Origin of the sequence: Streptomyces sp. GS7 (assembly GCF_009834125.1) — a bacterium.
Taxonomy (GTDB): Bacteria; Actinomycetota; Actinomycetes; order Streptomycetales; family Streptomycetaceae; genus Streptomyces.
The window spans coordinates 8098278-8120075 of sequence record NZ_CP047146.1 but is presented as its reverse complement, the minus strand read 5'-3'; the positions used below and the strand labels follow the sequence as shown (position 1 = coordinate 8120075).

Below are 21798 nucleotides of genomic sequence, written 5' to 3'. Positions count from 1 at the left end.
GGAATTGCCGGCCACTCGCCTCATCCCTCGCCCCGCCCCTCGAACACGTCGTCACGCCGGCTCGCGGTGGCGCGCACCACATAGCGCAGAGACACCCGGACGACGTTGTCCTCGCTCACCACGTCCAGCGACTCGACCTCGATCAGCTCGCCCAGCCACCGCTGCAACGACGCCTGGACGGACAGTTCGACCGCCGACGCCAACTCCGGGCTGTTCGGCGTGAAGACCAGATCCAGCAGCCCGCAGCCGAAGTCCGGCCGCATCACCCGCTCGCCCGGACTCGTGAACAGCAACTGCTCGATCAGATCCCGTACATGCGCGTCGGGACCGGCGTGCGCGGTCCGCCCGCGCCCGTCGATCCGGAACGGAAAAGCGATCTCGGTACGGACCTTCCGTGTGGTGCTCATCGGCTGCCAACCCCCTGCCGGCCCTGGTCGACGAACGCCACGACCGGCGGGCCCTGCGGCACCAGCCCGGCGCTGAAACAGATCGCCGCGGTGGTGTCCAGCAGCACCGGCACCCCGTCGACCCGCACGGCGTCCGCCGCCGCGCCCGGCATCCAGCGCACGCTGGTACACGGCTGCGGACGGCCCGCGACGACATGCGCACACCCGACGACCGTGAACGGATCCGCGGTCGACGCCACCGGCGCGCCGTCGATCCGCACCCCGTCCGCCCCGCCGGCACCGCCCGCGGCGGCCGATAACGCGCGCCCTCCGTGCGGGCAGCCGATCAGTGTCCCCCCGTGCACAACATTCCCGACATTCCCGGTGGCCACGTGGACCTCACTCCCCCGTTCCGGCTATCGCTTCTTGGGCACGGTCAACCGGCCCTCGTTGATGTCCACTTGATCGCCGGCCAGGGAGATCGACGCCCCGTGGCCGTTGTTGATGTGCACCCCGGTCGCGTCGATCCTCACGTAGGCGCCGCCCGGAGCCTCCAGCAGAATTCCGGTGGTGGGCACGTCCGACATCACGATCTTGTGCTTCCCCGGCGTCTGGATCACCACCGGATGCGCCGTCGCCGGATCCGGCTGCGCATCCTCCGGCAGCTCCTCCCGGCGCCCGTACCAGCACCCGGTCCACACCGGGAAACTGGGATCGCCCTGTTCGAACTCCACCCACACACCCGCCCCGACGGACGGCACCACCACCTGCCCGGCCCGCTCCCCGGTGAACGGAAAGCACGGCAGCGCCCAGGTGGAGGTCTCGTCCCCCAGCACATCCGGGACCTGGACCCGCAACCGCCCGATTCCCATCGGGTCGTCGTTCGCCGCCACTCGGCCACGGAACTTGCCGAGAAAGCGGTTGTTCTGTGCAGCGGCCATGCGCGGCTTCTCCTCTTACGGAACTCTGCGTGCGGACGGTGCGTAGCGTGGCGGGACGTCGGCATACGGCCGGACGCCGGCCCACGCCCAGTGGCTATGGCTACGGCTATGGCTACGGCTACGGCTACGGCCGGACGGTGCCGCTGCGCGCGATCAGCCCCTCCCGCGACAGCGTGAAATTCTGCAGATACGAGCCGGGCCGCAGGTTGTGCGTCACGGACTTCACGTAGTAATCGCCGTCATAGGTGATCCCGGAGCCCCGCACGCCCACCAACTCCCGTGGCCGCAGCACATATCCATGCCGCGTCACATCCAGCGACCCCGACCCCGAAACGGCATCCGCACTGGTGGCGGCCCGCCCCAGCGCCTCCGCCTTCGCCAGCCCCTCGTCCATCTTCGCCGTCCCGCTCAGCGTCTTCCGCTTGAGCGCCGGCGACCCCCGCAGCCCCAACGGCGGACGCAGTGGACTGATATCGGGCTGCGAAAGCAGCGGCGCCTGCCGCGTCACCGGATCCTGCACCCGGGCCTGCGGCTCCTCCCGCGCCGTCCCGTCGTAGGCGAAGGTGAGCTGGTCGACCGTCGAATTCGCGTCCATGTTGACGTTCAGAGCGTGCTGCCGCTGTCCCAGCCGCTGCTCCGGCCCCCAGAACGCCGTCGACCGCCCCGGCACCGGCCCCGGATCCAGATAGAACGTGTACCCGTTCGCCCGCGCCAGTTCGTTCACATACTGCAGATCCGTCCCCGTCTGGTAGTCGACCCGCACCTGCTCCCGCGGCGGCTGCGGAATCTGCTCCCGGATGATCCGCGCATCGATCCCGTAATCCGCGTACTTCCCCAGAATCCGCTCAACGCGCTGCGAGGGCGCCAGATTCGGATACCGGTCCGTCCGCTCTTCCAAGTCCATCAGCAGCGTCAGGTCTTCCCCGGTGACGGTCAGTGTGCTCTGCCCCGGGTGGTTACTGCTCCCCACCTCCTGGCGCACGATCACCCCGTCCAGCAGCACCGTCGGCGTCCCCCGCACCGCAACGGTCACAATCACCCTGGTCTTCGGATCGAAGAACCCCTCAGGCAGCAACCGCTCGACAATCGCCCCCTTCTTCGTCAGATCGAACGCCAGCTGAAACCCGCTCCGTTCACCCGCCGTACTCGTGATCTGCGCCGAAAGCAACGCATCCACGACCTCCTGCGGCACCAGCCGCGCCAACTTCGGCCCCATATACAGCGACACATGAATGGGCCCGCGCCCCACCGGCGCGTCATCACCCATGCCGCACCTCCGGCCCGCCCATCCCACCCGGGAACCCACCCGGCAGCGGAACGGCTATCTCCTCACCCGGCTCATCCGTCAACTCCCGGGGATCCAGTACCGGGTTGGCATCCGCGATCCGCCACCACTGCCCCGGGTCCCCGAAATACCGCTGCCCCAGCTGATCCGGCCGCTCGCCACTGCTGACCACATGCGTCACGGCCTCCGCCTCGCCACGCTCCGGCTTCGGCAACAACCGCCGCTTCGCGTACCGCACTTCACTCCCGTCGGGCATCGTGTGCACCCCGATCCCGATCCCCGCATACCGGCTGCTCCGCGGATACGGATGCGCCCCGGGCACATCGTCCAACGCCCGCTCGTACGGCTCGATGCCCATGCCTCAGATCCCCCTCCCCAGCCCCAACTGCGCAAAGGACCCACCCCTCGCCCGGCGGGCCAACTGCTCCTTCTGCGCCAGATGCGCGAGATACAACGCCGCCCCGGGATGTCCCGCCGGCAGATCACTTACCGTCAGCACCTTCATCCCGATACTCAACGAAGCCCGTATCGGACACAGATTCACATCGAACGCCGACTCACTGACCGACAACTCCGTCAGCCGCACCGGCATGACGCGCTTGCTACCCCACGTGAACAGCGTCAACGGCGTCTCGATGGGACTGATCTCAATAGTCCCCTTCTTGGTCAGCTTCGACGCCGCCAACAACTGCGCGACGGTCGGCTGCACCAGCATCTCCAGCACCGCCAACTCCGGATGAATCCCGTCCGGCGCCGCCACATCCAGCTGATCGGTGGCATCGATCTCCGCCGTGAACTTCCACGTCTCCTCCGCCGGCCCCTTCAGCCGCAGCGCCTCGTTGCGATCCCCGCCACTCCCACCTCCACCGCCCCCGCTGTCCCCCTCCCCACCCGCAGCCTGCGGCGCCACCTGCCGCTCCAACGTGTCGGGATTGAACTGCAACACGATGACGCGCTGCGGAATCCCAAGCTCGGGATCGACAACGACTATTCCGGAACGGATGGGTTTGGGGATGTCGGCGTAGCGGGTCATGTTTTCATTCCCCTTCGAATTCTGGGATACGGTGACGCCTGCTCTCACGTGCCGTCGTGTAGATCCAGACCCTCCAGAAGATGACCGGCGTCACGGCGGACGGTTTCGTCCGGGTCGTTGGCGTTCATGAACTCGGCGATGCCGCGCACTTGAGCCCACGTGCCCAGGTAGCCCATTCCAACGAGTAGGGCTCGGCGTACCTCAGAGTCGCCATCTCGTGAACAGGACCGCAAGATCTCCAAAATGCTTTCGGATTCCTCGCCTGGAGAGCTGGCGGCAAGCAGGTAGATGCCGTGAATCTTCTCGTCCCGGCCGTGCGCCCGCAGAAGATATTGCGATGCCTCTTCGAGCGTCCAGCAGGGTAGTGACGAATGGATGATGCGGCTTACTGAAGGGCTCTGGGGCCCCTGCACGGCGATGTAACGGAGTTCGAGGTACGGATCTTCGAGGTAGGTTACGAAGGTGTCGCCGCCTCTGGTTTCCCAGACCTGACGGCGAGGTGATTCTCCTTTACGTGTGATGGACTTGATCTCCCAATGCTGGTCATAGGCGAAAACTCCGACGTCGCCCAGACCTACCTCGCGTTTCAGTACGACCCTTACGGTACTTTCCATGAGTTCACCCTCGGTTGTTGGTTATGCCGTGATGTTCCATGATGAACTTCCTGATGAACTCTACGACATCTTGTCTCGAGTTCCCCCAGGTTCCGCCTGAACCTTCCAGGCGTACGGTGAGCCACCGTGTAGCAAGGTCGATCTTGCGCCGTTCGAGCTCTCGGCGATCCCCCTCCTCGCCGTGTTCCTTCTTGCCTCTGATCCGGTCCTTCTTGTCCTCGGCCTGTAGACCTCGGGCGGCTGCTGCCGCGCCTTCCATGGATGCTGGGAAGCGCCCCCTTCCCCCGATTCGCTTGCGCTCTGCCCCTTCCTTTTCTGGTTCGAACTCTGCGAAGGCTTGTTCAAACGTCATGTCCTGTCGGGCTATGAGATCCATGGTCATCGGGGCAAGCGCCACATTCTCGGGGTCGCGGACGGACTCGCGGACGTACATCAGGTATGTGAGGCGGCCGAGCCTCGCCTTCTCGGCAGGGCGCAACTCCGGTGGCCATTTTCCAGTCGCCAGGAAGTTTTGAACCAACTGAGCGATGGATGCGTCCTCGAGTTCTAATTTCTTGAGGTCGTTGACTGTGTTGGCGTCCAGGTCGCCCTTCGTCTGCTTGCGTTTGACTCTGCGAGCCAATGTCCTCCAGGTATTTCTGAGGGTGCGAGAAATGCTCGGATATGAGTGTATGCTTTGCACTACGGCGTTGGTGGGGTGAGTGCCTGCATGTTTCTCGGTAATCCGCTGCTTTTCTTCGCCTATCGTGTACGCCATCCGGCTGCGAGGAATGTCCGTTCCTCGTTCCTGCATGTGTCGCACGGCTCCCGGGAAATCTGCCCCATGTGAAATGTGCGGCAGATCTGCATCCGGTATTTCCTTGGTCTCTGCCGCACTGTTCCGCAGTGCAGATTCTTCGCTGCTGAGTCTCTGGGCAGAGTTAGCGATGGTTCGGTCGGCGAGGAGGTCTGTCACGGCTTCGCGAATTATCCCGCGAAGCTCCCCGGGTTGGGGTACATATGCATTTCCGCTCGGAAGTTTCGGGTTGAGGGTGGCCCATATCTCGCGATGCGCACCGGCCTCCTTGGCTTCCAGAGATGTCAGTCGATACCAGAGCCGCATTGCGCCGAGTGTGGCGCGGAAGGTGATTCCGGTAGTGCCGCGGGAAAGTGTCCGCTGGATCAGCGGCTTGACGCGGGCCACGATGCGGGCCAGCCGTTGCTCCTTCGACTCCTTGGACTTCTCCTTCTTCTTCCGCTCCTCGCGGCGCCTCTTCTTCTGCTCCGCGCGGTGCTTCTTGTGGTCCCGCATGTGGTCCCGCTTCTTCCTGAAGAAGTCGCGGGCCTTCTTGGCGCCGTTCTTGAGGGCCTTGCCGAGTTTGGACTTGCGGAGTTTCTTGCCCAGGGCCTTGCCGGCGTTGCGGACCTTCTTGAGGGCGGACTTGACCTTGCCCTTGATCTTTTTGAGGGCGCGGCCCAGGGGGGACTTGGGCTGGCGGGGCCTGGTGCGCTTGGGGGCCTCGGTTTCCTTTTTCTTCTTGGGGGATGCGGGCTTCTTCTCCGGTTCGTGCTCGGGCTTGTGCTCCGGGGGCTTCTCCTCGTGCTCCTTCTTGGGGGTCTTGGTGCCCGGTTCCTCGTTGGTCGGCTTCTTGGGGTCCGGGGTGTGTTCGTTCTCCGGCTTCTTGGGGTCCGGCCGCTTCTTCGGGTCCTCCGCGTCGCGTTGGCGCTTGGCGGCGTCTTCGTCGCGGCGGTGGTCGCGTTCGTGGTTGGGGGTGCGGCTGTTGGGGCGGTCGTGGGAGGTGGCGGGGCCCTTGGCGTGGGGGTGGGTGGTGGGATGGTGTTCGGTGGAGGCGCCGGGGCGGGTGGGGACCTTGGGGCCCCTCGGTTTGGCGGGGCCGGTGGGTTTGCGGAGGGCCTGGGTGGCCTTGCGCACGGCGCCGCGGGCGCGGTTGACGGCGTTGCCGGCCGCCTTGCGGGCGCCTTTGCCGGCCTTCTTGAGGCCCTTCATGATTTTTTGGGCGATGCCCTTGAGGCGGGTGCCGACGCCCTTGGCGGCGCGGCCGAGGCGCGCCAGGAGGAGGTTGGTGATGAGTTCGAGGAGGGCGACGACGCCGGCGGCGACGGCTTCGGCGAAGAGGCATGCGGCCGGGCCGGACTTCACCGCCTTGAGGAACGCGAAGAACTTGCCGAAGGCGGCGAGGATCGCGCTGATGGACTGCCAGGCGGCCATCAGCCCCTGGATGATGGTGAGGATCGCGCCGGCCGCGGGGATGATCATCGAGACGACCTTCTCGATGACGAGCTGGGCGATCATCATCGGGAGGGCGGCGATCACCGCGTCCCAGGCCATCTTGCCGATCTGCTTCAAGGACATGCAGCCCTTGATCAGGACGTTGATGACGGCCTTGCCGAGGCCGAGAATGCCCTCGACCTTGGTGTCGAACCACTGCTTGACGGCGGTCTTGATGGCGCCCCAGAGGTGTTCCTGGATACCGGTCTTGGCGGCGCTGCCGGCCTTCGAGAGCCAGCCGCCGGGGTCCGGGGCGATGTCCGCGACGAGGGCGGCGAACTGGCCGAGTGCCTGGATCGCGGCCTCGGCGAACTTGAGGGCGCCGACGATGGCGTCGCGGTAGATCTTGATGGCGGCCTTGAGGCCCGCCTCCAGGACGTTGAGGAGGGCGTTGAGCCCGGCCGCGAGGGCGTCGAGGAGGTCGTTGACGGCCTTCTTGAGGCCCTCGGCGAGCTTGTTGACCGTGTCGATGGCCTTGTCGCGCAGGTCGTTGATGGCCTTGCGGAACTTGTCGCGGAGTTCCGGGAAGGCGGCCAGCAGGACGTCGCCGATGGCGATGAGCGCGTCGGCGACCGCGTTGATGGCCTTGACCGCGAAGTCGCGGACCGCGTCGATCGCCTTGTTCGCCCAGTCCTTGAAGGTGTCGATGACGCTGTTGATGGCCTTGCGGGCCTCGTCGAAGACCTTGGTGACCGCGTCCAGGAGGCCCTTGAAGAAGTCGCCGACGGCACTGATGAGGCCGCCGAGGAGGCTGTCGGAGTCTTTCTTCTTCTCTTCCTTCTTCTTCTCGGCGTCCTTCTCGGCCTGGTCGGCCTTGTCGCCGATGTCCTTGTTGTCGCTGTTCTTGCGGTCCTCGACCTCCTTGTCCTTGCCGTCGCGCTCCTTGGTTATCTTGTCGTTGCCGTCCTTGTGCTCCTTGTCGGTGCCCTTGTCGGCCTCGTCGATCTTCTTGTCCTGCTCGTCGCGCCAGTTCTGACGCTCCGTCCTGGCCTGGTCGGCGACCCGGCCGCGCTCGGCGGTCTGCTGGTCGGCGTTGCGGGAGACCTCGGCGTCGATCTCCTGCTGCTTCTGCTGCTTGGCCTTCTGCTCGCCCTGCTGCTGGTCCTTCTCCTTGCCGGCCACCTCGGTCCGCGCCTGGCCCGTGGCGCTCTTGATGTCCCCGCCGCGCTCCTGCTTGGCCACCGCCCCGGCACCCGGCTTCGGCGTACCACCGGGCGCCGCGCCACCACCGGCCCCGGCAGGAGCCCGGCCGCCCTGGGCCTTCCCCTGGAGCTCCTCCTTGGGCGCGTTCGGGAAGATCCTGTCCTCGCCCAGCGACTTGGACGCGTCCGCCCGGCCGGTGTCCTGGATCTTGCCCTGCTTCTCCTTGAGCTTCTCCGCCTGCCTGTCCGTACGCTGCGGATCGCTCTCCCCCTCCAGCTTGATCTTGGGGGCCGGCCCGACCGTCTTGTTGCGCAGCTCGGGGTCGGTCGTCGGAACCTGGTCGGCCGCCGCCGCCACGCTCTGGGCGTCCTCGGCCGTCATCTTGCCGTCCTTGGCGGGCGGCAGCGTCGGCGTCTGGATGTTGTCGGTCGGCTTGGCGCCCTCGGCCTTCTCGCTCCCCTTGGCCCGCTGCTTCTCGCCCTGGTCCTCGGGGCCCAGCCGTTCCAGCTGCCCGGTGACCGGAGTCTCCGCGGCCTCCTCCTGCGGAGGCCCCGACTGGGTCTGCGGAGCCCCCGAAGGCCGTTCACGCTTCGGCGGGTTCGCGTCGAGCCGCTGCTGCTCGTCGTTGACCTTCTTGTCCGCCGCGCCGTCCAGCCCCGGCAGCGCCTCCTGTGCCTGGTCCGGGGCGAGCTGACCGACCGTGTCCAGCGCCGACTGCGGATCCTGCGACGAGACGTCCGGCGGCGGCTCCTTCTTCTCCTCGGCGCCCTGCGCGCCCCCGCCGCCCCCGCCGCACGCGCCGCCCTCCTGCTTCTCGGGAGCCGGCTCCGGCGGCGCACACCCCCCGCCGTCCTTCTCCAGCGAGGCGTCCGGCTGCGCCTTCGCCCCCTCCGGCGCCGGCGCGCCCATCTTCCCCGGATCGTCGGCCTGTTCGGCCGCCGGGCTCACCGCCGCCTGGGCGACCGACGGCGCCCCACCGGGCCCGGCGGCCGCCGACGGCAGGGCAGCCGGCTCGGTCCCGCCCACCGGCCCGCCGGGCGCCGCACCCGGCCCGGCCTCCTTCGGCACCGCACTCTTCGCGGCCGGCGCCTCCCGCTCGGCCCGTACCGGCTCGGCACCCCGGCGCGCCGCGGGGGACGGATGCCGGTCCTCGCCGGGCGTACGGTCCGTGTGCGCACCGGCCGGCGGTGCCGACGCCGCGGCCGTACCGGACGACGCCGAGGCATCCGCACCGGAGCCCGCCGCCCCGTCCGTCGGAACCCCGGCCGGCTTCCCGGCCGCCGCCCCCTCCGGCTGCCCCGGTGCCTCCCGCTTCTCCTCCTGAGCGTCCTGCTCCTTCTTCTCCGCCTGCTCGTCCTGGGCTTCCTTGGCGTCGGGCGCCTCCTCGCCGCTGCCGCCCTCCGCGTCCCGGTCCGCGTCCTTGTCGTCCGCGTCCTGCTTGGCGCGGCGGGCACCGTCCTCGTCCTGGTCCTGCGCCTGCTCCGGATCCCGCTTCTCCTCGGCCTCCGGCTCCTGGGCCTGCCGCTCATCGGCCTCCGGATCCGGACCCACCTCCTGCTCGACCGGCTTCTCCGGCTGGAGGTCCTTCTCGGTACGGTCCCCCGCCTCGGCCGCCGGCCCGTGCTCCGGCTGCGGCGCCTCGCCCTCGACCGGCCCCAGTTCCGCACCCGGCGCCTTGGTCTCGGCCTCCGGCTCGTCCTCGTGCTCCTCGTCGTCGGCCGCGTTCTCCCGCTGCTGCTCGACCTGCTCGGCCCGCGTGGGCGGGGGCGCGGGGAACGACGGCAGCGCGGCATCGGGCTGCTCGGCGGTCGGCACCGACGACACGTCCAGATCGGCGGCCGGCAGGAAGTCCTCCGGCTTCAGCTCCGCCTCGCCCGCACCCGGACCGCCCCTGGCCGGCGAACCGGCGTCCCCGCCCGCGCCGATGTCCCGCTCGGCACCCGCCTCCAGCCCGACGGGCTGCTCCTCCTCGCGCGGCGGGCCGTCCTCCTCGTCCTTCTCGTTCAGCCCGTGCTCGGACAGTGCACTGTCGCGTTGATCGGCCCGCTCGTCGACCTTCTCCGGGCGGACCGGCCCCGGCTGCTCCTTCTTCTTCTTTTCGAGCTCCTCCTGCTTCGACCCGTCCGCCGGCTTCTTCGCGTCGTCCAGGCGCTTGCGCTTGTCGGCACCCGGCCGCATCGCCTGCTGCGGATCGGCCTCCTCGCGCTCCCGCTGTGCCTTGCGCTCCTCCTTCGTCCGCTCGGCGCCGTCCTGGGCCCGGTCGGCTCGCGCCGCGTCGGCCTGATCGGCCTCCTGGCGCTCCTGACCCTGCTTCTCCTCGGCCTGCTGCTCCTGGTGCCTGGTGTCCGCGTTCTCCTCGGCGCGTACGTCCTCCTGCGCCGTGCGCTCACCGGCCTCCTGCTTCTCCGCCGCCGCGTCGCGCTGCGCCCGGCTCTGCTCCCGGTCCCCCTGCTCCGCCTGCCCCTTGGCGTCCCGCTTCTCCTCGCCGGCGTCCTCGGCGCGCTGTTTCTCCGTCCGCGCGGCGCCCTGCGCACGCTGCTCGCGGGCGTCGCGCTCCTCCATTACGAGGTCGAGGGCGTCCCGTACCGGCTCCGGTGCCGGCGACGGCTGGAAACCCACCGGCAGCGCCTCGGACTCCGCCACCAGGTCCAGCAGCCGGTCGAACTCCGAGCTGAGCAGCCGCACTTCCAGCCGGTCCAGCACCGAGTCCTGCAACTCCGGTGCCATCCGCGCCAGTTCGAGGCGCACCCGACCCGACCGGTCCTCCGGGTCCCCCCGCAGCGACCGCAGCACCCCGTTCGCCAGCCGGTCCACCAACGTCGCCGGATCCACCAGCTCCATCCGCCGCCGGTCCGCGTCCACCGTCGCGTACCGCAGCCACCCCGGCGTCGCCTGCCCCGGCTCCACCTCCGCCGCCGGCCCGCCGTCCCGTACGGCGCCCAGCATCGCCGCCCGCACGGACTCCTGCGCCGCCGCCTCCGCCTCCCGCTCCGCGGACTCCTGCGGCAGGCTCACCGCGCCCAGGTCCCGGCCCGCCCGCAGCGCCCCCAGGCCGTGCGGATTCTGCACCGTGTGCAGCAACTCGTGTGCCAGCAGCCGCTGCCCGTCCGCCGTCCCCGGCCGGTAGGCGCCCTCCCGGAAGAAGATGTCCCGGCCCACCGCGAACGCGTCCGCGCCCATCAGCTCCGCCAGCCGCCCGGAATCCCGGTCGGTGTGCAGCCGCACCTGGCCGAGGTCGTGGCCGAGCTGCTCCTCCAGCTCCCGCCGCACGCTCAGATCCAGCGGCTGCCCGGCCCCGCTGACGATGTTCTTCGGCTCCGGAACCGCCGACCTGCCCCGCTCCCGCCGCTTCCGGCGCTTCTCGTCACGGGCCGCCCGGGCATCCTGCGCCGCCGACTGCGCCGTACTCACCGGACCTCACCCCGCCCCGCGAGCCCCGCGTGCACGGCCCGGGCCAGCGCCTGCCCGATCCGCACCGGAGACGCGGTCGCCGGCAGCGGCGGAAGCCCGGCCAGCCCGTCCACCGCGACACCCGCCCCGCCCGCCGCCAGCGGCACCCCGCCCTCCCGCACCAGACGGGCCAACTCCCGCTGGAACGCGGCCGATACGCGCTCCGCGTCCACACCGGAGGCGAAACCGTCCAGGACCAGCTCCCCGATGTCGATCCGGACGCCGCCGACGGCATCCGGCCCGCCCGCCACCGATGGACGCGCCACCGCCTCCCCGGCCCCTGAGCCACCCCCGTACCCGGCCCCGTAACCAGCCCCGAAACCGGCCTCGTTCACACCCATCCGTGGACCTCCGACGGCGTCAGGGAGCGCTCCAACTTCAGGTACTCGGTACGTGCGGCGGCCAGCATGTGCCGCATCTGGAGCCGGTCGCCCTCCTCCGCGGCCAAGAACGCCCCCGACAGCGCGATATTGCGGATCGACCCGCCCGCGACCGTCAGCTGCGCCAGCAGACCCGGCTCGATCCCCTTCATCGGCGCCTGCGACGGCAGCACCCGGCGCCAGATCTCGGCCCGCTCCCGTTCGGTCGGGAAGGGGAAGTCGACGACGAAGCGGATACGGCGCATGAAGGCCGAATCCAGCGCCTTCTTCATGTTGGTGGTGAGCACCGCCAGCCCCCGGTACGCCTCCATCCGCATCAGCAGATAGCTGACCTCCAGGTTCGCGTAGCGGTCATGGCTGTCCTTCACCTCGCTGCGCTTCCCGAACAGCGCGTCCGCCTCGTCGAAGAGCAGCAGCGCCCCACCCCGCTCGGCCGCGTCGAAGACCCGGCTCAGGTTCTTCTCCGTCTCACCGATGTACTTGCTGACCACCTGGGACAGATCGATGATGAACAGATCCAGCCCCAGCTCCCGGGCCATGACCTCGGCGGCCAGCGTCTTCCCCGTTCCGGAGCCCCCCGCGAACAGCGCCGTCACCCCGAGACCGCTGCGCAGCGCCTTCGCGAACCCCCAGTCCTGGTACACCGTGCTGCGCTGGCGCACATGCGCGACGACCTCCTGCAGGATCCGCAACTGCCGCTCGGCCAGCACCAGGTCGTCCCAGCCCGCCCGCGGCTCGATCCGGCGGCCCAGTTCGTCCAGCCCCATCCGCGCCTCGGTCAGCCCCGCCTGCCAGGCCAGCTCGGCGGCGTCCGACGTCTCCGCAACCGGCAGATCACGCCGCACCGACGCGGCCGCCGACCGCACGACATGCGGCGGCAGCTGGAACTGCGCCACCAAACCGGATAAATGACGCGCCGTCACATCAGGCACGTCCGCGAAGGCCGCCGACCACACCCCCAACTGCTCCTCGTCGGACAGCCGCGGCACGGTCACCCGCTCCCCGCGCGGCTGCCCCGTCTGCCGCGGATCCTGGCCGGACACCACCAAGGGCACCGCCGCACCCGCGATGAACGCATCCGCCGCGGCATGCTGCTCCCGGTCCATCTCCCCGACCTCGACGAGCAGGGCGGCCGGCAGCAGAATCGCCTCACGCTGCCACAGCCGGGCCAGCCGATCGCGTTCCGCCGCATCGGTCGGTACGTCGTCGGCGGCCATGGAGTAGAGCCCCAGCCCCGAACGGCGCGCCGCCACCGCCGCGATATCGGCCCGCGAACGGAGATCGCCACCGACCAGTTCGACCCGCAACGGCGCCTCCGGACCCACCCCCGCCCACCCCGCCGCGACCCGGCCCGCGGCCGCCTCGTACGAGGGCGGCAGCGCCTCGGGCGCGGCGGTGCGGCGCAGCAGCCCGTGCAACCTCGCGTCCAGATAGGGCGAACCGACGAGAAGGTGCAGGATCCGCTCGTCCAGCCGCAGCCGGCAGGTGGTCAGCCGGGTCTCGTCCTCCAGGTCGACCAGCCGCCAGCGGCGCAGCGGGGCGACGGGCGTGAGCGCGCTCCAGTGCGGCTCACCCAGCGCCGCCAGGGCGAGCGAGAACGTCGGATACGCGCGGGCCGGATCGCCACTGGCCGCGGCGCAGCGCGCACCGGTCGTCGGATCCAGCTCGGCCGCGGCCGTGAGCAGCACGACCTCCTGCTCGAACCGCGTGAGCCCGAAACACGCGGTGAGCACATCGAGAGCGCGGGGGGAGGGGAGGGCGGGCGCGGGTGCGGAGAGGGAGGGGGGGAGGGGGGAGGAGGCGGGGGAGGGGGTGTTGTGGGGGGTGTCCGGCTCCGTCGCCGCGGCCGTGCGGGCGCGCGCGGCATGGGCGTCCAGGCGCGCGAGCACGGCCCGCACGGCAGCGGCCAGCACCGCGCCGTCCGCCTCGCCGCCGGCCCCACCGTCCGCCGCCCCGACGTTCCCCGGACCGCTCGTACCGCTGCCCGTCATGTCCTTCTCCGCCCCCGTGCCGCGCACCGCGTCTCAGCTCCCCCCGCCGTCGGTACGGCCCGCGCCGCCCGTATCGCCCGCCTCGCCCGAACCGCCGCCCGCCGCCTTGCGCGGCCGGTTGCGGCTCCGTGCCGCCGGACGCCCGGCGGTACTTCCGGCGACACCTCCGGCTCCGTCTCCGCCCGAACTCCCGGCCGAACTTCCGCTGATCGCGGGGGACTTGGCGGATCGACCGCCCGACGCCTTCTTCGCGGCCCGCTTCGCGGGGGCGGTCGCCCCGCCGGCGGAGGGGGCCTCGCCCGCGGCGCGGTCCGTGCGGGTATCCACGGCCGCCGTGCCCGACGTGCCCGCCGACGGCACCGCCTTCGCCGTCTTGGCCGCCTTCGCCGTCCCCGGTGGAGCCTCCGTCCCCACCGGCGCGTCCGGCGCCACGGGCGGCAGCGGCTCTTCCGGCGGCACCTCCGGCACCACCGTCACCTCCGGACGCCGCACCGGGCGCGCCGGGGCCGGCTTCTGATGGCCGTCCAGCAGCACCAGCGACGCCTGGTAGGCCACCGACAGGGCGTACGGCGTGTTGTTGAGCATCCCCCAGAGCTTGGAGGTCTCGTCCACATCCATCTGGGTCGGCGTGAAGCGCACCTTCTGGGGCGACTCGGCCAGGTCGCTCCCCGCCAGATAGGGCCGTTCGGCCGCCTCGACGATCAACTCACGTGGCAGTACCGGGATTTCGTGCAGCGTCCGCACCACGCTCCCGATCAGCCGCTGCCCGACCAGCTCCTGCTCCTCCCCGTACGCGCTGATCAGGAAGTGGAGGTCGATCGCCGCGGCGGGCCGCTTCAGCAGTGTGCCGTCGGAGGCACGGGTGACCAGGTCGTTGTTGCGCATGGAGGAGTTGTGGGTGACCTGGTAGAGGAACACGGTGATCGTCGGGTCCGTCGGCGGATCGGACGGCGGCTTGCGCGTCTCCACCGACACGGCCATGTCGATCTCGGGATGGAGGTTGTGCTCGATCAGCAGCGCGAGCGCCTGTGTGACCGTCGCGACCGCGAGTGCGTTGCTCATGACGTCCGTCCCCCCGAAACCGGCCCCGACCGCGCCACCCCGCGCATCCCCGCCTCGCGTATCCCGGCCCTGCGCATCCCCGCTCCGTTCACCGGCGGCCCGTTCACGGGTGTCCCACCCACCGGTGCCCCACTCACCGGCGCCCCCACAGCCCTCACTCCCACCCGCAGTCGCACTCGCACGCGCACTCCCGCTCCCTCTCCCACCCGTAACCCCGTCACGTCGGCCGCTCCCCGCGCGCCAGATAGTCCGCGAGGGTCAGCGACGGCGCGCGGCGCTCCGCGCGCGCCGGCCGGCCGCCCGCCGCGGGCCGTTCCGCACCGGCCGCACTGACCTCCAGCCGGCCGATCTGCACATGCACCACCCGCTCGGCGGGACCGCGCTGCCCGCGCCGCCCGCCGGGCGCGGCCCGTGGCACGGGCGTACGGGCCGGCGGCAGTACGTCCGCCCGCGGACGCAGCACGGCGACCGGCCCGTCGGACGCGTCCGCCGTTCCCGACGCGCCCGCCGAGGACGCGGCCGCCCGGTCCGCCGCGGCGCGCTCCGCGCCCGCCGCCCCGGTCCGCCCGCGTGCCCGGACGCTCTCGGCGGCAGTGGCCCGCAACCCGGGTTCCGGCACGGCCGCCGGCCGCAGCAGCGGGCCCGCGGCCGGTCCGGCCGTCCGTCCGGCGTCCGCCGGGTCCGCCCGCGCCACCTCGCTGCGCAGCACGGTCTCCCGCTCGCTGACGGTGCGGATCTCCCGCTCGTACCGCGGCTGTTCGCCCGCGTACGGTGTGGCCGGCCCGGCCGCCGCCCGCGGATACAGCGGCTCGGTCCCGCCGTCCTCGCCGGCCCCGGCGCCGCGCAGTGCCTCCACCCGCTCGAACGGCCCCGGCAGCCGCGGCTGCACCAGCACCCGCCGGCCCCCGTCGGGACGGCCGGGCGCCCCGCCGTGTCCGCCCGGCCCTCCGAAGGGATCGCCGGGGCCCGTCGGTGCCGGCGCATAGCGCGCCAGCAGCCGGCCGAAGTAGTCGCCGGACTCGCCGGACTCGCCGGGTATCTGCTCAGACATCCGCGCACAGCTCCAGGTAGTAGCGGCGGCGCAGCGGGCTCAGCGCCAGGATCTCGGGCTCGCTCCAGCCGTAGGCCGAGGCGAGCAGATGGACGTCGAGGAGCACGTCCCGCGCCCAGGCGTCCAACTCGGTCCACAGGTACGCGGCGATGTCCAGCTCCGCCGGGGTGGCCGCGCCGCACTCGGGGCAGGCGATGTTCAGCGTCAACTCCGCTCCGGGGTCGGCCTGTTCGGCCGCCCTGGCGAAACGATCGAGCACCGCTCCGGGCAGCTGCCCGACCTCGTCCGCCGACGCCTCCCGGCCGCCCCGCGCGGCCGAGACCGCACAGCGGGCGGCCAGCCGCCGCCGGGCGTCGGCCTCGTCCGCCGCAACGGCCGATACGGCGGTGAGATCCGCGGCGCCGGGCAACCGGAACGCCACCTCCCACTCGCCCTCCGCCACCCGCAGTCCGCCCGCGGGCAGCTGCGGGCGGGCGGCGCCCAACTCCCGTGCGTCCAGCTCGAACTCCATCGCCGCACCGCACTCCGTCCCGGCGCAGTCGATCTTCACCTGCATCCGGTCGCCGAACAGCGCCCGGCGCAGGGCGAAGAGATCGGCCGCCCGCTCCCCGAGCGGCACCGACAGCAGTGCGTCGGTGTCCGCCCCGGGGCGGGCCGCGCGGTGCAGCAGCAGGGCCCGGCCGGCGCTCTGCCGGTCCAGCCCGGCCTCCCAGGTGGCCAGCAGTTCCGCGGGTCCCGTGACCGCCATTCCTCACCTCGTCCCGCTGCCTGTGCCGTTGCCTCGTCCTGTGCCCCGCCCGTCACGCCGGATGGTTGCGTCGGCCGTCACTCACCCCGCACGGTCGAGTCGCCCCTCACGCCGGATGCGTGAAGGACGGCTCCTGGGGTTCGGGGACCTCGTAGTCGCGCTCCCAGCCCTCGCATTCGAGCTTGAGGCTCTGGATGGCGACGGCGTTGGCGTTGGCGTCCATCTCGCCGAGGACCTGGTACTCGCTCGGCCAGGAGCGGTAGATCTTGTGCGAGACGGCGACCTGGCCGGCTTCGTTGAGGACCTGGATGACGATGTCCTTGCGGAAGTCGGCGAGCGAGACCTCGGAGCCGAGGCCGGCGCCGACCTGCCAGACCTTGTTGGCCCAGCGGTCGAACTCCGGGTCGTGGGTCACCCCGCGCTCCAGGGTGATGCCCTCGAACTCGGAGCGGCCCGGCGACTTGCGCGGTGAGCTGGGGTCGCCGCCGTTGCGGTGCTTGACGACCTCGGTGGTGCGCTTCAGCGGGCTGATCTTGCTGACCCCCGCGACCGTACGGCCGTCCCACAGCACCAGGAACTTGAAGTTCTTGTACGGGTCGAAGCGATGGGCGTTGATCTGAAACTCAGCCATCGGAATCCTTCACGTCCTTTGCCTGCACTGTGCCTGCATGTCCTGTGCCTGCACGTCCTGTGCCTTCGCGTCCCTGGGCTAGAGGTCGAACTGCCCGGCCAGCTGCTGGATCTTGACGATCACGAACTCGGCCGGCCTGACGGGCGCGATGCCGACCACGACGTTCACGATCCCGTTCTCGATGTCCGCCTCCGTCGTCGTGTCCTTGTCGCACTTGACGAAGTACGCCTGCCGCGGCGTGCCGCCCTTGAAGGCGCCCTTCTCGAAGAGGGAGTGCAGATACGCCGAGGCGTTCAGCCGGATCTGCTGCCAGAGCTGCTCGTTGTTCGGCTCGAAGACGACCCACTGGAGGCCGCGCAGCAGGCTCTCCTCCACGTGGAGGGCCAGCCGGCGCACCGGGACGTACTTCCACTCGCTGTCCAGCGCGTCCGCGCCCGCCAGCGTGCGGGCGCCCCAGACCAGCGGGCCGACCACCGGGAAGGTGCGCAGGCAGTTGACGCCGAGCGGGTTGAGCAGCCCGTTCTCGCGGTCCGTCAGCTTCACCGTCAGGGCGTGCACCCCCGCCAGCCGCGCCTCGGTGCCCGCCGGCGCCTTCCACACCCCGCGCTCGCCGTCCGTACGGGCGATGACGCCGGCGACGGCGCCGCACGGCGGGAAGGAGCGCAGCCGGCCGGTGAGCGGGTCGGTGAGCTGGAGGTGCGGGAAGTACAGCGCGGAGTGGTTGCCGCGGACCGGGTCGAAGGCGCCGATGCCGGCCCGGGCGGCGTCCACGCTGCCCCAGGCGGCGGGCGCGTCGGCGAGCAGGAACATCCGCCGCTCCGTGCACAGCCGCTCGGCCGCCGAGAGCACCGTGAGCATGTCGTCGACGGACTCGTACGAGGCCAGTTCGGGCAGGGCGAGCAGATTGACGTCGGGGACGTCGCGCAGCGCCTGGAGGCCGCTCTTGCGGGCTTCGCTGCCGATGATGTCGCGCGGTCCCGGCGGGTCGCCGTCCTCGCCGCCGCACAGGGCGAACACCGGCGGGTTGACGGACGCCTCCAGGCCCAGGTCGTTGGCGCACTCGCCGAGGAAGCGGACCACGTCGTCGGGGTCGGTGGAGCCGGCGACGACCTGGATGCGGCGCCCGAAGGCGGTGACCTGGGTGCCCGCGAAGGCGTGCTTGCCCGGGGCGTCCGGCAGGGACCGCAGCTTGTGCTCCAGGAGCAGCGCCAGTTCGGTGACATCGCACGGCGCCGGGCCGTCGCAGTCCGGGTCGTAGAGCGTGAACTCGCGCTCCACCTCGCCGATCTTCACCGTCAAGTCGACGTTCAGATCGGGCAGTTCGCGGTGGAACGCCTTGGAGACGGTGCCGGACGGGTCGGGGCGGCCCTCGCCTACCACGGCCACCCGGATCAGCGCGGAGCCGGCGTTGACCACCGTCTCGGCGTACCGGCCGTCGCCGGGATCCATGGACAGGCCGGAGAAGGACTCCCGGGCGGAGCCGTGCGCGTCGAGGACCTGGAGGTTGAAGGTGTCGTCCGGGCACGGGGTGTCGTGGTCGACGGCGACCCGCAGGCCGTCGCCCCAGACGCCGGGCTCCTTGGCGTGCACCTCCAGTACGGGGCACTGGCTGTGGCCCTCGGTGGACTCCAGGACGACCTGGGCCTCCTTGCCGCTGCCGGCCCTGGCGACCCGGACGATCACCGCGACGGCGCCGCCGTTGCCGAAGAACTGGTGGACGGCGTACGCGACCGGGCTGCGCGAGGTCAGCCCGCCGAAGCGGCGCTCGAAGTCGGCGAAGCTGGTGATCTGTACCGGGTGGTTGAGCGGGCCGCGCCGCGTGTGGCCGACGAACGCGGTGACGGATGTCGTAACGGTGGTGATGCTGCGGATGCTGCTGGGAAGCTCTTCGACATAGACGCCGGGATAGGCCGTATGTGTCGGCATTCCCCCTCCAATCCCCTTGGGCACCGAGTGTGAGGACACCAAGAAATCGAGAACGCCGGGAGGGATGGTGGGAAGAAGGGGGAGGGAAGGCGGGTGCGGAAGGGCCCACGGCCGCGACCGGTCAGCTCCGCAGCGGTCGTGCATCCCCCAGCACCCATCAAGTTCCCCCGTCTGCACCCGTGCGGAACGATCTGCCGACCGACCTGCACGGGACCAAGCCCGAAGCGCGACTCCGGCTTGTGACTCCTGATGCATAAGTGCGCAACGCAGTCTCCGCTGTGGGGAGTTGAGGGGTCAAGGGGGTGTTCCGGACACCCTGTGCGGAGGTGTTGTGCGGCCCTTGCGCACCTTCTCTCCAAGCGGATTCCCGCATACCCGGAACCGGAACCGCGCCGGACGGGGCGCCCGGGTGCCGCCGCCCCCGCGCGCGAACGGCGCACGGCATCGGAGTGCACGGCGGATGGCGACACGACCGCCGCGCCGTGGCCGGCGACCGGCGGAATATGTCCCGCACCCCGTCGGCGGCATGCGGAAATGCGACGGAGAGCTAACTTGGCTTAAAGATCTGTGACCGTAATCACCGCCGGAGTGTGATCTGCGATTTAGGGCCGCGCGTCCTGCGGCGATAACCTGCGAGACGGACATGCCGCGTATCCGGACTCCGTGTATACGCCTCCCCTGTGACAGCGCCGTCACGTTGCCCTTCGCGGCACGCCCATCGCAGACAACGAACCGCGATCACTACGGCGATTCTGAGAAGACAAGGGACGGACGCGCGTGGACCTGTTCGAGTACCAGGCGAGGGACCTCTTCGCCAAGCACGGTGTACCGGTGCTGGCCGGTGAAGTCATCGACACGCCTGAGGGGGCCCGCGCGGCGACCGAGCGCCTTGGCGGCAAGTCGGTCGTCAAGGCGCAGGTGAAGGTCGGCGGCCGCGGCAAGGCCGGCGGCGTGAAGCTGGCCGCCTCGGCGGACGAGGCCGTCGCCCGCGCGACGGACATCCTCGGCATGGACATCAAGGGCCACACGGTCCACAAGGTGATGATCGCGGAGACGGCTCCGGAGATCGCCGACGAGTACTACGTCTCGTACCTCCTCGACCGCACCAACCGCACCTTCCTGGCCATGGCCTCGGTCGAGGGCGGCGTGGAGATCGAGGAAGTCGCGGCGAAGACGCCCGAGAAGCTCGCGAAGGTCCCGGTCGACGCCAACGAGGGCGTCTCGATCGAGAAGGCCCGCGAGATCGTGGCGCAGGCGCAGTTCCCGGCCGACGTCGCCGAGCAGGTCGCCGAGATCATGGTGACCCTGTGGGAGACCTTCATCAAGGAGGACGCCCTCCTCGTCGAGGTCAACCCGCTGGCCAAGGTCGCCGACGGCCGCGTCATCGCGCTCGACGGCAAGGTCTCCCTCGACGAGAACGCCGAGTTCCGCCAGGCGGAGCACGCGGCCCTGGAGGACAAGGCCGCGGCCAACCCGCTGGAGGCCGCCGCCAAGGCCAAGGGCCTGAACTACGTCAAGCTCGACGGCCAGGTCGGCATCATCGGCAACGGCGCGGGTCTCGTCATGAGCACCCTGGACGTCGTCGCCTACGCCGGCGAGAACCACGGCGGCGTCAAGCCCGCCAACTTCCTCGACATCGGCGGCGGCGCCTCCGCCGAGGTCATGGCGAACGGCCTGGAGATCATCCTCGGCGACCCGGACGTGAAGTCCGTGTTCGTCAATGTCTTCGGCGGTATCACCGCGTGCGACGAGGTCGCCAACGGCATCGTGCAGGCCCTGGAGCTCCTGAAGTCCAAGGGCGAGAACGTCACCAAGCCGCTGGTCGTCCGCCTCGACGGCAACAACGCGGAGCTGGGTCGCAAGATCCTCTCGGACGCCAACCACCCGCTGGTGCAGCGTGTGGACACGATGGACGGTGCGGCCGACAAGGCCGCCGAGCTGGCCGCGGCCAAGTAAGGGACGAGGACTCCAACAACCATGGCTATCTTCCTCACCAAGGACAGCAAGGTCATCGTCCAGGGGATGACCGGTGCCACCGGCATGAAGCACACCAAGCTGATGCTCGGTGACGGCACCAACATCGTCGGCGGCGTCAACCCGCGCAAGGCGGGCACCGAGGTCGACTTCGACGGCAACGCCGTCCCGGTCTTCGGCTCCGTCAAGGAGGCGATGGAGAAGACGGGCGCCAACGTCTCCGTCCTCTTCGTCCCGCCGGCCTTCGCCAAGGCCGCCGTCGTCGAGGCGATCGACGCCGAGATCCCGCTGGCCGTCGTCATCACCGAGGGCATCGCGGTGCACGACTCCGCCGCCTTCTGGGCGTACGCGAAGGCCAAGGGCAACAAGACCCGCATCATCGGCCCGAACTGCCCCGGCCTGATCACCCCCGGCCAGTCCAACGCCGGCATCATCCCGGGCGACATCACCAAGCCCGGCCGCATCGGTCTGGTGTCGAAGTCCGGCACGCTGACCTACCAGATGATGTACGAGCTGCGTGACATCGGCTTCTCCTCGGCCGTCGGCATCGGTGGCGACCCGGTCATCGGCACCACGCACATCGACGCCCTGGAGGCGTTCCAGGCCGACCCCGACACCGACCTGATCGTGATGATCGGCGAGATCGGCGGCGACGCCGAGGAGCGTGCGGCCGACTACATCAAGGCCAACGTCACCAAGCCGGTCGTCGGCTACGTCGCGGGCTTCACCGCGCCCGAGGGCAAGACGATGGGCCACGCCGGCGCCATCGTGTCCGGCTCGTCCGGCACCGCCCAGGCGAAGAAGGAGGCCCTGGAGGCCGCGGGCGTGAAGGTCGGCAAGACCCCGTCCGAGACCGCGCTGCTGGCCCGCGAGATCCTCGGCGGCTGACGGCTCCCGAGGCGGCACCGCCGATG

At 70.5% G+C, this 21798-nt stretch carries 17 protein-coding genes; 2 read left to right on the top strand and 15 right to left on the bottom strand.

The features are described 5' to 3' along the window. Positions 1 to 20 precede the first annotated feature (20 nt). The 15 genes from GR130_RS35260 to GR130_RS35190 all read right to left on the bottom strand — a co-directional run bounded on the left by GR130_RS35260 (position 21) and on the right by GR130_RS35190 (position 18910). A complete protein-coding gene (locus tag GR130_RS35260) occupies positions 21 to 407 on the bottom strand; it encodes a GPW/gp25 family protein (RefSeq protein ID WP_159508464.1) in 387 nt (128 codons plus the stop codon). Then, on the bottom strand, positions 404 to 751 hold the full coding sequence (locus GR130_RS35255; RefSeq protein ID WP_236573806.1) for a hypothetical protein: 348 nt from the start codon (positions 749 to 751) through the stop codon (positions 404 to 406). The genes GR130_RS35260 and GR130_RS35255 overlap by 4 nt, the downstream gene beginning before the upstream one ends. A 51-nt stretch (positions 752 to 802) precedes the next feature. Next, positions 803 to 1327, bottom strand: a complete 525-nt coding sequence (locus GR130_RS35250) for a phage baseplate assembly protein V (protein WP_159508462.1) — start codon at positions 1325 to 1327, stop codon at positions 803 to 805. A gap of 124 nt (positions 1328 to 1451) precedes the next feature. Further along, on the bottom strand, positions 1452 to 2594 hold the full coding sequence (locus GR130_RS35245) for a hypothetical protein (RefSeq protein WP_159508461.1): 1143 nt from the start codon (positions 2592 to 2594) through the stop codon (positions 1452 to 1454). Continuing rightward, on the bottom strand, positions 2587 to 2970 hold the full coding sequence (locus GR130_RS35240) for a hypothetical protein (protein WP_159508460.1): 384 nt from the start codon (positions 2968 to 2970) through the stop codon (positions 2587 to 2589). The genes GR130_RS35245 and GR130_RS35240 overlap by 8 nt, the downstream gene beginning before the upstream one ends. Before the next feature lie 3 nt (positions 2971 to 2973). Beyond that, complete coding sequence (locus tag GR130_RS35235) at positions 2974 to 3645, bottom strand: hypothetical protein (RefSeq protein WP_159508459.1); 672 nt, start codon at positions 3643 to 3645, stop codon at positions 2974 to 2976. 44 nt (positions 3646 to 3689) lie between these two features. Beyond that, positions 3690 to 4259 carry a hypothetical protein gene (locus tag GR130_RS35230; RefSeq protein WP_159508458.1) on the bottom strand — a complete coding sequence of 190 codons (570 nt, stop codon included), beginning with the start codon at positions 4257 to 4259 and terminating at the stop codon, positions 3690 to 3692. A gap of 4 nt (positions 4260 to 4263) precedes the next feature. Continuing rightward, positions 4264 to 11082 (bottom strand): eCIS core domain-containing protein, encoded by a 6819-nt coding sequence (locus GR130_RS35225; RefSeq protein ID WP_159508457.1) that lies wholly within the window; start codon positions 11080 to 11082, stop codon positions 4264 to 4266. Next, complete coding sequence (locus tag GR130_RS35220) at positions 11079 to 11387, bottom strand: hypothetical protein (protein WP_236573805.1); 309 nt, start codon at positions 11385 to 11387, stop codon at positions 11079 to 11081. The genes GR130_RS35225 and GR130_RS35220 overlap by 4 nt, the downstream gene beginning before the upstream one ends. A 65-nt stretch (positions 11388 to 11452) precedes the next feature. Further along, on the bottom strand, positions 11453 to 13492 hold the full coding sequence (locus GR130_RS35215; protein WP_159510421.1) for an ATP-binding protein: 2040 nt from the start codon (positions 13490 to 13492) through the stop codon (positions 11453 to 11455). A 33-nt stretch (positions 13493 to 13525) separates the two neighbouring features. Next, positions 13526 to 14554, bottom strand: coding sequence for a DUF4255 domain-containing protein (locus GR130_RS35210; RefSeq protein ID WP_159508456.1), 1029 nt, complete (start codon positions 14552 to 14554; stop codon positions 13526 to 13528). A gap of 217 nt (positions 14555 to 14771) precedes the next feature. Next, positions 14772 to 15605, bottom strand: a complete 834-nt coding sequence (locus GR130_RS35205; RefSeq protein ID WP_159508455.1) for a hypothetical protein — start codon at positions 15603 to 15605, stop codon at positions 14772 to 14774. Further along, on the bottom strand, positions 15598 to 16353 hold the full coding sequence (locus GR130_RS35200) for a T4 family baseplate hub assembly chaperone (protein ID WP_159508454.1): 756 nt from the start codon (positions 16351 to 16353) through the stop codon (positions 15598 to 15600). Before GR130_RS35200 ends, GR130_RS35205 begins: the two co-directional genes overlap by 8 nt. A gap of 106 nt (positions 16354 to 16459) precedes the next feature. Beyond that, complete coding sequence (locus GR130_RS35195) at positions 16460 to 16984, bottom strand: phage tail protein (protein WP_159508453.1); 525 nt, start codon at positions 16982 to 16984, stop codon at positions 16460 to 16462. Positions 16985 to 17062: 78 nt separating this feature from the next. Continuing rightward, on the bottom strand, positions 17063 to 18910 hold the full coding sequence (locus tag GR130_RS35190; protein ID WP_159508452.1) for a phage tail sheath family protein: 1848 nt from the start codon (positions 18908 to 18910) through the stop codon (positions 17063 to 17065). Between the two features lie 777 nt (positions 18911 to 19687). Between GR130_RS35190 and sucC the strand changes: the two genes are divergently transcribed. Together sucC and sucD are read left to right on the top strand one after the other, a co-directional pair. After that, a complete protein-coding gene (gene sucC, locus GR130_RS35185) occupies positions 19688 to 20866 on the top strand; it encodes an ADP-forming succinate--CoA ligase subunit beta (protein ID WP_159508451.1) in 1179 nt (392 codons plus the stop codon). Between the two features lie 21 nt (positions 20867 to 20887). Further along, positions 20888 to 21772, top strand: a complete 885-nt coding sequence (gene sucD / locus GR130_RS35180) for a succinate--CoA ligase subunit alpha (RefSeq protein ID WP_159508450.1) — start codon at positions 20888 to 20890, stop codon at positions 21770 to 21772. The last annotated feature ends 26 nt before the right edge of the window (positions 21773 to 21798 follow it).

What these genes read in the sequence shown, in the direction of transcription:
- GR130_RS35190 (WP_159508452.1), bottom strand. Translation starts at nt 18,910, where the DNA reads ATGCCGACACATACGGCCTATCCCGGCGTCTATGTCGAAGAGCTTCCC.
- GR130_RS35235 (WP_159508459.1), bottom strand. Translation starts at nt 3,645, where the DNA reads ATGACCCGCTACGCCGACATCCCCAAACCCATCCGTTCCGGAATAGTC.
- GR130_RS35250 (WP_159508462.1), bottom strand. Translation starts at nt 1,327, where the DNA reads ATGGCCGCTGCACAGAACAACCGCTTTCTCGGCAAGTTCCGTGGCCGA.
- GR130_RS35260 (WP_159508464.1), bottom strand. Translation starts at nt 407, where the DNA reads ATGAGCACCACACGGAAGGTCCGTACCGAGATCGCTTTTCCGTTCCGG.
- GR130_RS35205 (WP_159508455.1), bottom strand. Translation starts at nt 15,605, where the DNA reads ATGTCTGAGCAGATACCCGGCGAGTCCGGCGAGTCCGGCGACTACTTC.
- GR130_RS35200 (WP_159508454.1), bottom strand. Translation starts at nt 16,353, where the DNA reads ATGGCGGTCACGGGACCCGCGGAACTGCTGGCCACCTGGGAGGCCGGG.
- sucD (WP_159508450.1), top strand. Translation starts at nt 20,888, where the DNA reads ATGGCTATCTTCCTCACCAAGGACAGCAAGGTCATCGTCCAGGGGATG.
- GR130_RS35245 (WP_159508461.1), bottom strand. Translation starts at nt 2,594, where the DNA reads ATGGGTGATGACGCGCCGGTGGGGCGCGGGCCCATTCATGTGTCGCTG.
- GR130_RS35240 (WP_159508460.1), bottom strand. Translation starts at nt 2,970, where the DNA reads ATGGGCATCGAGCCGTACGAGCGGGCGTTGGACGATGTGCCCGGGGCG.
- GR130_RS35230 (WP_159508458.1), bottom strand. Translation starts at nt 4,259, where the DNA reads ATGGAAAGTACCGTAAGGGTCGTACTGAAACGCGAGGTAGGTCTGGGC.
- GR130_RS35195 (WP_159508453.1), bottom strand. Translation starts at nt 16,984, where the DNA reads ATGGCTGAGTTTCAGATCAACGCCCATCGCTTCGACCCGTACAAGAAC.
- GR130_RS35210 (WP_159508456.1), bottom strand. Translation starts at nt 14,554, where the DNA reads ATGAGCAACGCACTCGCGGTCGCGACGGTCACACAGGCGCTCGCGCTG.
- GR130_RS35215 (WP_159510421.1), bottom strand. Translation starts at nt 13,492, where the DNA reads ATGACGGGCAGCGGTACGAGCGGTCCGGGGAACGTCGGGGCGGCGGAC.